12 protein-coding genes are annotated in these 13,821 nt (G+C 73.2%); 5 read left to right on the forward strand and 7 right to left on the reverse strand.

From position 1 onward, the window contains the following. Nucleotides 1-4: 4 nt before the first annotated feature. The 3 genes from ACZ58X_RS14345 to ACZ58X_RS14355 all read right to left on the reverse strand — a co-directional run bounded on the left by ACZ58X_RS14345 (nucleotide 5) and on the right by ACZ58X_RS14355 (nucleotide 1,683). Entirely contained in the window at nucleotides 5-565 is a 561-nt protein-coding gene (locus ACZ58X_RS14345; protein ID WP_470333959.1) for a GNAT family N-acetyltransferase, read from the reverse strand. Nucleotides 566-655: 90 nt separating this feature from the next. Then, entirely contained in the window at nucleotides 656-1,210 is a 555-nt protein-coding gene (locus ACZ58X_RS14350; RefSeq protein ID WP_470333960.1) for an NIPSNAP family protein, read from the reverse strand. Continuing rightward, entirely contained in the window at nucleotides 1,207-1,683 is a 477-nt protein-coding gene (locus ACZ58X_RS14355; protein WP_470333961.1) for a hypothetical protein, read from the reverse strand. Before ACZ58X_RS14355 ends, ACZ58X_RS14350 begins: the two co-directional genes overlap by 4 nt. Nucleotides 1,684-1,739: 56 nt before the next feature. On the opposite strand from ACZ58X_RS14355, the gene ACZ58X_RS14360 reads away from it, so the two are divergent. Next, nucleotides 1,740-2,684 (forward strand): helix-turn-helix transcriptional regulator, encoded by a 945-nt coding sequence (locus ACZ58X_RS14360; RefSeq protein WP_470333962.1) that lies wholly within the window; start codon nucleotides 1,740-1,742, stop codon nucleotides 2,682-2,684. 4 nt (nucleotides 2,685-2,688) lie between these two features. On the opposite strand, the gene ACZ58X_RS14365 is transcribed toward ACZ58X_RS14360, so the two are convergent. Then, nucleotides 2,689-2,886: a DUF397 domain-containing protein gene (locus tag ACZ58X_RS14365; protein ID WP_360239249.1), complete on the reverse strand. Its 198-nt coding sequence runs from the start codon at nucleotides 2,884-2,886 to the stop codon at nucleotides 2,689-2,691. 198 nt (nucleotides 2,887-3,084) lie between these two features. On the opposite strand from ACZ58X_RS14365, the gene ACZ58X_RS14370 reads away from it, so the two are divergent. From ACZ58X_RS14370 to ACZ58X_RS14380, 3 genes are read left to right on the forward strand one after another with little or no spacing between them, the layout of a single operon-like run. Then, nucleotides 3,085-4,746, forward strand: a complete 1,662-nt coding sequence (locus ACZ58X_RS14370) for a TIR-like protein FxsC (protein ID WP_470333963.1) — start codon at nucleotides 3,085-3,087, stop codon at nucleotides 4,744-4,746. Beyond that, on the forward strand, nucleotides 4,743-8,741 hold the full coding sequence (fxsT, locus tag ACZ58X_RS14375; RefSeq protein ID WP_470333964.1) for an FxSxx-COOH system tetratricopeptide repeat protein: 3,999 nt from the start codon (nucleotides 4,743-4,745) through the stop codon (nucleotides 8,739-8,741). Before ACZ58X_RS14370 ends, fxsT begins: the two co-directional genes overlap by 4 nt. A gap of 32 nt (nucleotides 8,742-8,773) precedes the next feature. Beyond that, nucleotides 8,774-9,736, forward strand: a complete 963-nt coding sequence (locus tag ACZ58X_RS14380; RefSeq protein ID WP_470333965.1) for a 2-hydroxyacid dehydrogenase — start codon at nucleotides 8,774-8,776, stop codon at nucleotides 9,734-9,736. A gap of 21 nt (nucleotides 9,737-9,757) precedes the next feature. Here ACZ58X_RS14380 and ACZ58X_RS14385 read toward each other — a convergent pair whose 3' ends face one another. The 3 genes from ACZ58X_RS14385 to ACZ58X_RS14395 all read right to left on the reverse strand — a co-directional run bounded on the left by ACZ58X_RS14385 (nucleotide 9,758) and on the right by ACZ58X_RS14395 (nucleotide 12,524). Further along, nucleotides 9,758-10,612 (reverse strand): alpha/beta fold hydrolase, encoded by an 855-nt coding sequence (locus tag ACZ58X_RS14385; RefSeq protein WP_402489232.1) that lies wholly within the window; start codon nucleotides 10,610-10,612, stop codon nucleotides 9,758-9,760. Nucleotides 10,613-10,634: 22 nt separating this feature from the next. Continuing rightward, a complete protein-coding gene (locus ACZ58X_RS14390) occupies nucleotides 10,635-11,534 on the reverse strand; it encodes a DUF4231 domain-containing protein (protein ID WP_470333966.1) in 900 nt (299 codons plus the stop codon). 225 nt (nucleotides 11,535-11,759) lie between these two features. Then, nucleotides 11,760-12,524: an SIS domain-containing protein gene (locus tag ACZ58X_RS14395; protein ID WP_470333967.1), complete on the reverse strand. Its 765-nt coding sequence runs from the start codon at nucleotides 12,522-12,524 to the stop codon at nucleotides 11,760-11,762. 221 nt (nucleotides 12,525-12,745) lie between these two features. Here ACZ58X_RS14395 and ACZ58X_RS14400 point away from each other — a divergent pair, with 221 nt between their 5' ends. Further along, nucleotides 12,746-13,444 carry a metal-dependent transcriptional regulator gene (locus ACZ58X_RS14400; protein WP_470333968.1) on the forward strand — a complete coding sequence of 233 codons (699 nt, stop codon included), beginning with the start codon at nucleotides 12,746-12,748 and terminating at the stop codon, nucleotides 13,442-13,444. Nucleotides 13,445-13,821: the final 377 nt, after the last annotated feature.

The following is a 13,821-nucleotide window of genomic DNA, read 5'->3' on the forward strand; positions in this document are numbered from 1 at the left end:
GCGGTCAGTGGCGCTGCTGCCACTCGGCGCGGGTGAGCTCGTACTCGACCTCGCCGTGTTCGGAGCCGGGGATCGCGTCGGGCCAGTCGCCGGTGAAGTTCCGCAGGAACGTCAGGCCGGACTTCTCCATCACGCGCCGGGAGCGGGAGTTGACCGTCATGGTGTTCGCGGTGACCCGCTCCACCCCGAGCTCCGTGAAGCCCTTGTCGATCAGCGCCCGCGAGCCCTCGGTGGCGTAACCCTTGCCCCAGGAGGCCTGGTTGAGCCGGTAGCCGAGCTCGACGACGGCGGGGTCGTGGTCGTCGAGGGGGCGGAACTCGAACCAGCCGAGGAAGGTCCCGGTGGCCTTCTCCTCGGCGGCCCAGAAGCCTCGGGTGCCGGTGCACGGGTGGTCGTGGAGGAGCCGGGGGAGGACCTTCGCCTCGACCGTCTCCCGGCCGGTCGGCTCGCCGCCGTTGATGAAGCGCATGACCTCGGGGTCGTTGTCCAGCGCGAGGAGGTGGTCGGCGTCGGCTTCGGTGAACGGACGCAGGACGAGCCGCTCGGTCTCAAGGAAGACATGCATGGCGTGATCCTGGTTGCCCGCGAACGGGTGCGCCACCGGATATCCGACGGGGCCCAGCGAGGAGCACGTCGGCCCGCTGGGCGAGTGCCGTCAACCGGTGACCGGTTCCAGGCGGAGGCGTTGCTGGGGCCAGGGCGGTTCCTGCTCGGTCGGGCCGAACCAGACCCGGACGTCCTCGCCGGTACGGACGGGGAGGACGGGGAAGTCGTTCTCGGCGTGTTCGGTGCGGTGCAGCGCGTGCTCCGGGCCGAGGTGCCGGGCGGCGTACGCGTCGAAGGACGCGTGGTCGGACGGGTGGCAGACGGTGGCGTGCACCTCGCGGGCCCCCGGCGGCGGGAGGAAGCCGGGCCCGCGGAGCAGCAGGACGTCGTCGCTGTCGACCATGGTGGCGTTGGCCGCATCGCGGTGGGCCCGCCAGACCGGTCCGCCGTAGAAGGCCTCCAGGCACCGGCGGCGCGCGGCCAGGTCGGGGAAGGCGCGCAGCCAGACGAAGCGGTCCGGGTGGTCCAGGTCGCGGAAGCGGCCGCCGAGGGTGATGCCGACGGCCTCCTGCCCGGTCACGAACTCCCGCTCGAAGAGCTCGATCAGGGTCTCCCGGGCGCCGGGGTGCAGGGTGTACTGGCGCAGTTCGACGATGAGGCTCATGCGGCGAGCCCGCCCAGGGCCGGCCCGGTGCGGGTGAAGTCCATGGTCCAGTTGAGCTCCCAGGTGCGGCCCTCGTCGGCGGAGAACTCCTGCTCCCAGCGGGCGGTGTCCGGGCCGAGCCGGTGCCAGGTGAAGTGCACCCGGATCGGGCGGCCGTCGAGGGTGTCCTCGCCGTGGAAGTCGCCGCGGTCGCCGGTGAAGCTGCCGATCACCGGGGGGTCCAGCCGACCGGTGCGGCTGTCGGACCAGAAGATCGACCACTGCCGCGCCTCCGGGTCGTACAGGCGCAGGGTGGCGCCCCGGCGGCCGAGGGTGGGGAAGTCGATCTCGTCGATGTTGCCCGCGCCGCCGAACAGCGGCCGGACCGCCGTGCGGCCGGGGAACTCCTCCCAGGTGCCCCCGCCGGTGAGCGGTGCGGTGAGGCGGCGGTTGACCACGTCCCAGGAGCCGTGAAAGAAGTCGAAGTCGTTCATGCGTCGCAGGCTAGGGGCGCTTCACTGACAACCTCTGTCAGTGAATACTGGGCGCTGTGCGCGCGAGTCGACTGGTCACCCTGCTCCTGCTGCTCCAGAACCGGGGCCGGATGACCGCCCGGCAGTTGGCGCAGGAGCTGGAGGTGTCCGTCCGGACGGTCTACCGGGACGTGGAGGCGCTGGCCGCCGCCGGGATCCCGCTGTACGGCGAGGCCGGGCACGAGGGCGGCTACCGGCTGGTCGACGGCTACCGGACCCGTCTCACCGGGCTGACCGCCGAGGAAGCCCAGGCCGCCTTCCTCGCCGCGCTCCCGGGCACCGCCGCCGACCTCGGCCTCGGCGGGGCCCTCGCCACCGCCCAGCTCAAGCTGCGGGCCGCGCTCCCCGTGGAACTGCGCGAGCACGCCGGGCGGATCCAGGAGCGGTTCCTGCTGGACGCCCCCGGCTGGTACGCGGACCCGGACGCGACCCCGCACCTGGCGGCCGTCGCCGCGGCGGTGTGGGCGCGACGGGCGGTGGTGCTGGGGTACCGGCGGTGGCGGGCGCCGGAGGAGATCGAGCGGCGGGTGGAGCCGTACGGGCTGGTGCTCAAGGCGGGCCGCTGGTACCTGGTGGCCGGCGGGCCGTCCGGGACGCGCACTTACCGGGTCGACCAGATCATCGAACTGCGGCCGCTGCCGGAGGAGTGCGAGGTGCCGGACGGCTTCGACCTGCCGGCGTACTGGCGCGCCCACCTGGCGGACTTCCGGGCCCGGCTGCACACCGGGGAGGCGCTGGTGCTGCTCACCCCGGAGGGCGCCCGGCGGCTCGGGGTGCCGCCGGGGGAGGGCGGCCGGACGCGGGCCCGGGTGCCGATCGAGTCGGTGGACCACGCCCACGGGGAGTTCCTGCGGCTGGGCGCCGAGGTCGAGGTGCTGGAACCGGCCGAACTCCGCGAGCGGATCGCCGGGACGGTACGGGCGCTGGCCGCCCGCTACGGCAGCGCCCGCGAGGAGGGGTGAGGGCTCAGAGGCCGACGAAGTGGTCGAACTCGCCGTCCTTGGCGCCCAGGATCCAGGCGTTGAGCTTGACCCGGGTGGTGGTGACGACCAGGTCGGGGTGGTCGGACTCGCGGATGTAGACGAGGTCCCCGGCGGAGGCGATCTCCAGGTAGTTGGCCTCACCGACACTGAAACTCGACCGCTGCCAGTTGAGCTGGTCCATGAGGGCTCCTCCTGATCGTTCACAACAGCCGCAACGAGGGTACTGCTCCACGCAAGAGGGCAGCGGCATCGTTTCGGTCATGTCAATTCGTGCGGGGCGCTGTGCTATTCCATTGGGGTGTCAGTCGTTCCTACACTGAGACCCCGCCGCACGGGGGCTGCGGGAGCCAGGTTGCCGACGGGCCCGGGGGAGGCACGTGTGACTGACCGGGGCTGGGACGAGGACGAGACCCGGCCGTACTTCTTCCTCTCCTACGCGCACACGCCGAAGTCCGGCGCGCGGGGCGCCGGCGACCCGAACCACTGGGTGCGCCAGCTGTACCGGGACCTCTGCGAGGCGGTCCTCCAGCTCACCACCGTCCCGGCCGGGGTGCCGGTCGGATTCATGGACGAATCCATGCACCAGGGCGAGTTGTGGGCCGAACGGCTGTCCGAGGAGCTGGCGACCTGCCGGGTGTTCGTGCCGCTGTACTCGCCCCGGTACTTCAACAGCGTTCCGTGCGGCCAGGAGTGGCACGCCTTCACCCGCCGACCGGTCTACCCGGCGACCATGGACGTGGAGCGCACCAGCGGCATCGTCCCGGTGCTGTGGGCGCCGATGAGCCGCTACCGGCTGCCCAAAGTGGCCAGCGAACTCCAGTTCAACCACGCGGGATTCGGGCCCGACTACGCCACCGAGGGCCTGTACGCGCTGATGAAGCTCAGCTACTTCCGGGCCGCCTACGAGCTGGCCGTGCACCGGCTGGCGGCGCGGATCGTGCAGGTGGCGGAGGAGACGGTGATCCCGGTCGGGCGGCGGCTGGAGTTCAACGGACTGCCCAGCGCGTTCAACGTGTCCGCCCCGACCAAGCAGCTGCGGATCTCGGTACTCACCTACCACCAGGGCGAGTTGCCGCAGGACCGCAACCCCGACTTCTACGGCGCCCGGCGCACCGACTGGCACCCCTACCGGCCCGCCGGCTCCCCCATCGCGCAGCACGCCGTGCGACTGGCACGGCAGTTGGGGTTCCAGCCGACCGTGCACGAGTTCGACGACGAGGTCGAGTCCATCATCGAGGGCACCGCCGAGGCCCCCGGACTGCTGCTGCTGGACCGGTGGGCGCTGCGCGACCCGCGCCGCCGGGAGCTGGTCCGCCGCTTCGACCGCTCCGACGCCACCTGGGTCAGCGTCCTCGAACCGTGGAACACCGAGGACCGGGAGTGCCTCGAACGGGACGGCGAGTTCAGCGGGCTGAGCGACCAGACGCTGCGCAAGACCCGGCGGGCCGGGCGCCCGAGCTTCCTCGGCGTGACCGGCCCGACCGGGCTGAACAGCCTGGAGGACTTCGACGACGCGCTGCCCCGCGCCGCGATGAAGGCCAAGTACGCCTTCGAGAGCCGGACCAGGGCCGAACCGGAGGACCCCCCGGCGCCCCGGCCGAGCCTGCGCGAGGCCTTCCGCCGCGGCCCCGGGGCGTACGGGCCGGACGGCTTCGGCGGGCACCGCACCGAACCCTTCGGACCGGACCCCTTCGACCGCGACCACGACCCCGACCGGGAGGACCGGGACGACCGCGCCGACCGGGACGCCCGCAACCGGGACGACCGGGACGCCCGCAACCGCGACGAGCCCGACGAACGCGACGAACGCGCCGCGCGGGACGACTACGGCGCCCCCGAGGAACGCACCGTCCGGCTCTCCCGCGCGGACTACGCCGCCCCCGAGGAGCGCACCGTCCGGCTCTCCCGCGAGGACTACGGAGCCCCCGACGACCGCACCGTCCGCACCGCCCGTGACAACGATCGCCCCTACCGCAACGACCGTGACGACGGCGATGACCCCGATGCTGGGATGGCGCCCTTGGGAGGACCGCACCGATGAGCGACAACACCACCAGGAACCTGCGCCTCGGCGCCGCCGAACTGGCCGCCGCCCGCGAGGCCGCCCGGCAGGCCGCCGAACAGGACCGCCAGGGCCGGATCATCACCTTCTACTCGTACAAGGGCGGCACCGGCCGCACCATGGCCCTCGCCAACACCGCCTGGATCCTGGCCGCCAACGGCTTCCGGGTGCTCACCGTCGACTGGGACCTGGAGGCGCCCGGCCTCGCCAAGTTCTTCCACCCGTTCCTGGACCCGGCCTCGCTGGCCGGCACCACCGGGATGATGGACCTGATCGCCGAGTACCGCGAGGAGGCGCTGCGCCCGGTCGAGCACGCCGAGGGCTGGCACCTGGACTTCGCCCGGGTGCACCCGCACGCCCTCTCGCTCTCCTGGCCGTACTTCCCGGCCGGCGGCAGCCTGGACTTCCTCTCTGCCGGTCAGTTCAACCGGGACTACTCCGAGGCCGTCACCCACCTCGACTGGGACATCTTCTACGACCGCTTCGACGGCGGGCAGTTCTTCGACGCGCTCAAGGCCGACATGGCCAAGCGCTACGACTACGTGCTGATCGACTCCCGCACCGGCCTGTCCGACATCGCCGAGATCTGCACCGTGCAGATGCCCGACGACCTGGTGGTCTGCTTCACCCTCAGCGACCAGTCCATCGACGGCGCCTCCCGGATCGCCCAGCACATCCACGACCGCTACCGCGACCGCGGCATCCGCATCCTGCCCGTGCCGATGCGCATCGACGAGGGCGAGAAGGAGAAGGCCGACGCCGGCCGCGCCCTGGCCCGGGTCCGCTTCGACGGCCTGCCCGCCGGCCTCGGCGGCGAGGAACTCGCCGGCTACTGGGGCTCGGTGGAGATCCCGTACCGGCCGTTCTACGCCTACGAGGAGATCCTCGCCACCTTCGGCGACCAGACCGGCACCCCCACCTCGATGCTGGCCGCCTGCGAGCGCCTCACCTCGATGATCACCGAGGGCCGGGTCACCGGACTGCCGCCGATGGACGAGGAGGTGCGGCTGCGCTACGTCGACGCCTTCACCCGCCGCCGCCCGTCCGTGCCCGCCGACCTCTACCTGTCCTACGTGCCCGAGGACCGGATGTGGGCGGACTGGATCGAGTCCGTGCTGACCAGGGCCGGCTTCCGGGTGCTGCCGCGCGACCTCAGCGCCGGCACCGACCCGCGCGAGGAGACCGAGCGCGGCATCGACTCCGCCTACCGCACGGTCGCCGTCCTCTCGCCCGCCTACCAGCGCTCCCCGCAGGCCCGGGCGCTCTGGGAGTCGGTGGTCAACTCCGACCCCTCCGGCACCCGGCGCCAGCTGCTGCCGGTGCGCGTCGGCGACGTCCGGCTCACCGCGCCGTTCAGCAACCGCAACCCGGTCGACCTGGTCGGCCGCGACGAGAACCAGTCCATCCAGAGCCTGCTGCGCGCCCTCGGCCGCGGTGACGCCGTGCTCGGCGACGCCCCCGCCGGCGGCCCGCGCTTCCCCGGCAGCAAGCCCTCGGTGTGGGACGTCCCGCCGCGCAACCCCTCCTTCACCGGCCGCGCCGCCGTCCTGGAGCAGCTGCGCAACCAGCTGCGCGGCGGCATGGCGGCCGTCCTGCCCACCCCGCAGACCCTGTACGGGCTCGGCGGCGTCGGCAAGACCCAGGTCGCGCTGGAGTACGCCCACCGGTTCATGTCCGACTACGACCTGGTCTGGTGGATCGACGCCGAGCAGACCGAACTGGTCGCCCCGGCCCTCGCCGAACTCGCCCGCCGCCTCGGCCTGCGGGTCGGCGACTCGGTCACCGAGGCCGCCGAGGCCGCCCGGGAGGCACTGCGCCGCGGCGTGCCCACCTCGCGCTGGCTGCTGATCTTCGACAACGCCGACGAGCCCTCCGAGATCCGCCGGTTCTTCCCCGGCGGCTCCGGCCACATCCTGGTCACCTCCCGCAACCAGGCCTGGACCGGCCACGCCGAGGCGCTGGAGGTCGACGTCTTCACCCGCGGCGAGAGCGTCGAGCACCTGTGCCGGCGCGCCCGCAGCCTCTCCCGCGCGGACGCCGACCGGGTCGCCGAGGCCGTCGGCGACCTGCCGCTGGCCGTCGAGGTGGCCGCCGCCTGGCTGGACACCACCGGCACCCCGGTGGAGACCTACGTCGCCCAGCTGCACGCCGAGGCCGCCCGCGCCCTCGCCGTCGACCACCCCACCGACTACCCGACCCCGGTCGCCGCGACCTGGAACGTCTCGATCGGCCGGCTGCGCCAGCAGTCCCCGGCGGCCGTCCGGCTGCTCCAGCTGTGCGCCTTCTTCGCGCCCGAGCCGATCTCGATGAACCTCTTCTACAGCGACCAGATGATCCGGGCGCTGGTGAAGTACGACGCCGACCTCAGCGACAAGTTCATGCTCGGCAAGGTCATCCAGGCGATCGGCCGGTACGCGCTGGCCAAGGTCGACGCCGGCAGCAACAGCTTCCAGGTGCACCGCCTCGTCCAGGCGGTGATCCGGGCCGGGATGACCGACGACGAGCAGGAGATCGCCGTCCACGAGGTGCACCGCATCCTCACCGGCGCCCGGCCCGTCCTCGGCGACACCGACGACCCGGCCAACTGGCCCGCCTTCGACGAGATCTGGCCGCATCTGTCGCCCTCCAAGGCGCACAACTGCGACGAGGCCGACACCCGCCAGCTGCTCATCGACCGGGTCCGCTACCTGTGGAAGCGCGGCGAACTCGACCGCGCCCGCGACCTCGGCCACGCCCTCGACGCCGAGTGGACCAGCAAGCTCGGCGAGGACGACCGGCAGACCCTGCTGCTGCGCTTCCAACTCGCCAACGTGCTGCGCTCCCAGGGCAACTACGCCGAGGCACTGGCCCTGGACGAGGCCACCCTGGAACGCCAGCGGGTGCTGCTCGGCGAACACCACCCGTACACCCTGATGACGGCCGGCTCGCTCGGCGCCGACCGGCGGGCGCTCGGCCGCTTCCAGGCCGCGCTCGACCTCGACCAGGAGATCCTGGAGCAGTTCCGCGAACTCTTCGGGGACGACAACCCGCGCACCCTGTCGATGGCCAACAACCTGGCCATCGACTACCGGCTGGTCGGCAACAGCGAGGCCGCCCGCGAACTCGACCAGGAGACCCTCGACCGGCGCACCGCCGTCCTCGGCCCCAAGCACCCCTACACCCTGTCCACCAAGTCCAACCTGGCCCGCGACCTGCGCGAACTCGGCGACTACCGCGGCTCGGTGGACCTCCTCCAGGAGGTCACCTCCGACCTCGGCGACGTCCTCGACCCCGACCTCCCGGAGAACCTGCGCAACGCCAAGTCGCTGGCCGTCTCACTGCGCCGGATCGGCCAGCTCGCCGAGGCCCGCCGGATCACCAAGGAGACCTACGAGCGCTACCTGGAGCGCTACGGCGCCGACGCCCCCGACGCGCTCGCCTGCGCGCTCAACCTGGCCGCCGACCACAGCGCCTCCGGCGACAAGGAGGCCGCCCGCGACCTCTGCTCCACCGTCTTCGAGGGCCACCGGCGGCTGTTCGGCGACGAGCACCCGTTCACCCTGGCCTGCGCCAACAACCTGGGCATCTACCTGCGCGGCAGCGGCGACGTCCAGGGCGCCATCGAGCGCGGCCGGCTCACCGTCGACGGACTGACCCGCTCGGTCGGGGCGGAGCACCCGTACACCCTCAACGCGGTGATCAACCTGGCCAACGCCTACGGCGACGACGGGCAGACCGACCTCGCCGAGCGACTCGGCCGGGCCGCCTACGCGGGACTGTGCGGGCGCTACTCGCCGCAGCACCCGGACGCGGTCGCCTGCGAGGCCAACCTGGCGATCACCCTGCGCACGGCCGGCCGGCACACCCAGGCCGCCGAACTGCGCGCCCGGGCGATCTCCGAGCTGATCCGGCAGTTCGGCGAGGAACACCCCAACACCGTCTCCGCGCGCGGCTGGAAGCGGATCAACCGCGACCTGGAGCCGCAGCCCGTGTAGTCGGGAGAGGGGGCGGGGTACGCTGCCGAGCCATGAGTACCCTGCCCCCCGTCCTGGTCACCCGGCACCCCGCGCCCGGCGTCCTGGAACGGCTCACCGACCGGTACGCCGTCACCGTGCGCGAGACCGACGAGGAGCTGGACCGGGCCGAACTGCTCGCCGCCGTCCGCAGCCGCCGGGCCGTGCTCACCACCCTCAACAACCGGGTGGACGCCGAGTTCCTGGACGCCGCCGGCCCCCAGCTGGAGATCGTCGCCAACCACGCCGTCGGCTACCACAACATCGACCTGGCGGCCTGCGCCGAACGCGGCGTGATCGTCACCAACACCCCCGGCGTGCTCACCAACGCCACCGCCGAGACCGCCTGGGCGCTGCTGCTGGCCGCCGTCCGCCGGCTCGGCGAGGGCGAGCGGCTGCTGCGCTCCGGCACGCCCTGGACCTGGAGCCCGAACTTCCTGCTCGGCCTGGAACTGGCCGGCACCCCGCTCGGCGTGCTCGGCATGGGCCGGATCGGACAGTCGGTGGCCCGCCGGGCCGCCGCCTTCGACATGCCGGTGAGCTACCACAACCGCCGCGCCCTGCCGCCCGAACAGGCCCACGGCGCCGAGTGGAAGCCGTTGGAGGACCTGCTCGCCACCTCCACCGTGCTGGTCGTCACCTGCCCGTGCACCGAGGAGACCCGGCACCTGCTGGACGCCCGCCGGCTGGCCCTGCTGCCGCCCGGGGCGGTGGTGGTCAGCATGACCGCCGGCGTGGTCGACGAGGAGGCGCTGGCCGCCGCCCTGGAGTCCGGCGCGCTGTTCGCCGCCGCCGTGGACAACTTCGAGCACGAGCCGGACGTCCCGTCCGCGCTGCTCGCCCAGGAGCGCGCGGTGCTGGTCCCGCACCTGGGCAGCGCCACCGTGCGGACCCGGCAGGCGATGGGCGGCCTGGCGGTGGACAACATCCTCGCGGTGCTGGGCGGCTCCGAACCGCTGACCCCGGTCAAGGGCTGACCGGCCGGGCGCTCGGAGCCGCTAACCCGCCGCCCAGGCCAGCGCCGTGGTCATCACCCGGAACGCCCCGAAGTGCGCGGCGCCGGGCTCCAGGAAGAGCTCGGCGCCCGGGATGTGGTCGGCCAGCCAGCGCGAGTGGTCGACCGGCGAGAACTGGTCGTCCGCGCCGTGCCACAGCCAGGTCGGCACCCCGATCGACCCGACGTCGAAGCCCCAGTCGGCGGTGAAGGCCAACACGTCGTCGATCCAGCCGTCCGCACCGTGCCGGAACGCCTCCCGGTAGTTGCTCTGCAGCATCCGGCGCAGCCCGCTGTCCGCCACCACCTCCCGGTCGGCGGGCGACAGTTCGGTGCGCAGCCCGTTCAGCAGCCGGACCGGGTCGTCCTTGATCTGCCGGGAGCGGAACTCCATCGCGTCGGCGATCCGGCCGTGCCCGCGCTCCGCCTCCCGGTAGGCGCGGACGTTGGACGGGGTCATCCCCGCGTACCAGTCCAGGCCGGTCGCGTTCCGCGGCGCCAGCCCCACCAGCACCGCCACCCGGCTGACCCGCCCCGGCAGCATCGCCGCGCAGGCCAGCGCGTGCGGGCCGCCGCCGGAGCGGCCCAGCACCGCGAAGTCGCCCAGCCCCAACTCGTCGGCGATGGTGCGGACATCGGCCGCCGCGTGCGACACCCGGCGGCCGAACAGCCGGGTCGAGTCGCCGTAGCCCGGCCGGTCGTAGGAGATCAGCCGCACCCCCAGCCGGTACAGCACGGTGCTGCGCGGATGCGGCCCGACCCGACTGCCCGGCATGCCGTGCAGCAGGAACACCGGACGGCCGCGCGGGTCGCCGAGGGACTCCACGGCGAGGGCGCGACCGTCCGCCGCTTTGACCATCCGTAACGCCACGCGTTCCTCCTCAGTACTCCCGGTCGGTGGTGGTACGCACCTCCCGGCGGGCCTGCCAGGTGGTGTGCTCGCGGGACACCGCGTCCTCGGCGTCCCGGGCCAGCCGGGCCCAGATCTCCTCGGCGTCCATCGACTCCAGGTCCAGCCGGGCGAGTTGCAGGCGGATCAGCTCCAGCTCCTCGGCGGCCAGCCCGTACGCGGCGGCCAGCGGGCGGTACTGGCGCAGCTGCGCCCAGGCGGTGACCGAGGCGGCCACCGCCGACACCGTGCCCAGCGCGTCGTAGGTGAAGGCGCCGAGCGCCCGCAGCACCGCCAGCGCCAGGCCCAGCGCCGGCAGCAGCACCCCCAGCACGCCGGTCCAGTAGCCGGCGCGGGCGCAGTAGCGGGCCTTGTCGCGGTACCAGTCGTGCTGCACCCGGATCCGCTCGTTCAGGTACACCTCGCGGCGTACCGCCAGCGGCTGCCCGCGCAGGTCGCGCATGGCCGGGGTGATGTCCACCCCGGTCGCCGGCACCGCCACCGGGCCGCCCCGGAACGCGCCCAGCACCCGGGCGAGTTGGAAGCGGTACAGGCCCTCGGCGTCCGGCAGGCTGTGCGGCGGCGGCTGGTAGGCGTCCGCCCGGACGGCGAACTTCCAGGCCAGCGTCTTCACCGACTCGGCGGCCGCCCGGCCCTCGTACCAGAGGCCCTGCGGGTTCTGCCGGCCGATCACCACCGCCAGCGCCATCGCGCCCAGGTAGGCCGCGGCGGCCGGCCAGGCCCACGGCTCGCCGTCGGCCGAGCCGGTCGCGGCCGCGACCAGCAGCAGGAGCAGCTCCCAGGCGGAGAGCAGCACCGAACGGCGCTGGCCGCGCAGCGAGGCCGCGTCGGCGGCCCAGAAGAACTCGGGCAGCAGCTCCCGCTCGCGCACCCACCCGGTCCGTCCCGCACCAGACGCCATGCTCGGCCCCCACCCGTCGCTCCGGTCCCTCCGCTCTCCTGCCCCGGGCGGGTCGCCGGTACGCCTGGCCGTCGCCGGGGCGCCGCGCAATGGCCGGGAAGGCCCGGTGGATTGTCCGGTACGCCCCGTAGTCGGACGGTTGCGGGCCGTCAGCAAGGCGTCGTCGGTAGGCGTGGTCGTCGGTAGGTGCGGTCGTCAGTAGGTGTAGAGGATGCGCTCGGCGTTCTCGGCCATCTGCTTGGCGTTCCACTCGGTGCCCCCCGGCACGTTGCCGGAGCGGAACAGCGGCGGCGCGGCGGCGTCCCCGGCGGCGGCCCGGTCGGCCAGCAGGCCGACCGCGGCGGCGACCACGGCCTGCATCAGCGCGCTGGTGACGATGGTGGAGACCGGGCCGAAGGAGGTCTCGGCGCCCGGGTGGGTCAGCTCGCCGTCGCCCACCGCGACCTTGCTGTCCAGCACCACGTCGCAGTGGTCCTTGAGGTAGGTGCCGGAGGGGTGCGCCGAGGGCACCTCGGCGGGGTAGGCCAGCGAGGTCACCCCGATCACCTTCAGGCCGCGGTCCCGGGCGTACCGGGCCAGCTCGACCGGCATCACCTGGCGGCCGGAGAGCGAGATCAGGAACAGCAGGTCCCCGCTGGTCGCCGGGGTCAGGTCCAGGGTCGAGGTGGCCAGCCCGGACACCCGCTCCAGGGCGCTGGACAGCGGCGCGGGCATCATCGTCACCCCGGCCATCCCGGGCACGTTCAGCAGGTTCATCGGGACCAGCCCGCCGGCCCGGTAGACCACGTCCTGGGCCGCCAGCGAGGAGTGCCCGGCGCCGAAGGTGAAGATCCGACGGCCCTCGGTGATCGCCTCGGCCAGCAGGGCGGCCGCCGCCTCGATGGTGTCGGACTCCTCCGCGCGGACCCGGTTCAGGTGGGCGATCGCGGCGTCGAAGTACCGGCCGACCAGGTCGTTCATCGGTTGCCTTCGCTCTCTGCCGGTGGGGGCGCCGGCCGGGTGGGGCGGCCGGGATGGCCCGGACCGCCAGTGGAGAAAGCTACGGCGAGCACGGTCGCGCCCCGGCGGCACCGCTGTCAACAGGAACGAAAACCGGTCCCGGAAACCCCGGGGCGGGCCCGGTTGTCGGTGCGGTACGTCAGAATTGGCGGTGAGGACACCGAAGAACGGAGCCAGCGGCGATGTCTGGGCTGATCGACACCACTGAGATGTACCTTCGCACCATCCTGGAGCTGGAGGAAGAGGGCATCGTCCCGATGCGTGCCCGGATCGCGGAGCGGCTGGAGCAGAGCGGCCCCACGGTCAGCCAGACGGTCGGCCGGATGGAGCGCGACGGGCTGCTCCAGGTCGCCGGGGACCGCCACCTCGAACTGACCGAGGAGGGCCGCCGGCTCGCGGTGCGCGTGATGCGCAAGCACCGCATCGCCGAGTGCCTGCTGGTCGACGTGATCGGCCTGGAGTGGGAGCAGGTGCACGAGGAGGCCTGCCGCTGGGAGCACGTGATGAGCGAGACGGTCGAGCGCAAGGTGCTCGCCATGCTCGGCCACCCGACCCAGTCCCCCTACGGCAACCCGATCCCGGGGCTGGACGAGCTGGGCGACACCAAGGCCGAGGGCGAGGGCTTCGACGCCGCGCTCGTCCCGCTGGACACCGTCAAGCCGGGCGAGGCCGGGGCGGACGTGGTGGTCCGCCGGATCGGCGAGCCGATCCAGACCGACAGCGAGCTGATGAGCACCCTGCGCCGGGCCGGCGTCCGGCCGGGCTCCACGATCAAGGTGACCGTCGGCACCGGCGCCGGCGGCGTGCTGGTCGGCACCGGGGACAACGCGGCGGAGCTGGGCAAGGACATCGCCCAGCACGTCTTCGTCGCCCAGGCCTGACCCGCGCCCGACCGCCGGGGCCCGATCGCCCCGCCCCGTGCGGCGGTCCGGAAGCTCCGCGCGACGTGACGGTCGGGGCCCGCTGCTCCCCGTGCAGCGGGCCCTTCCCGTCCCTCCCCGGCTCCCTCCCGGTCCCCTCCTGCCCCTCCCGTTCCCTCCCGGCCCCTCCACCGCCTCGCCCGGCTTCCCCGTCCGAGCGACCCTTCCGGCGACCCCACACACCGCAATTCCTCCCCTCGGCCGATCATGGCAATCCTTGAGCGCTGTCACTCGTACGAGGGGCTTTCCCGGTTGACCAGCGGGTAGACCGAGGCCTTATCCGCACATGCGTGTGACGGGCCCCGCCTCCGGTGGGAGACAAGGCCCGTCAGTCGCGC

Source organism: Kitasatospora sp. NPDC040550, from assembly GCF_055594965.1.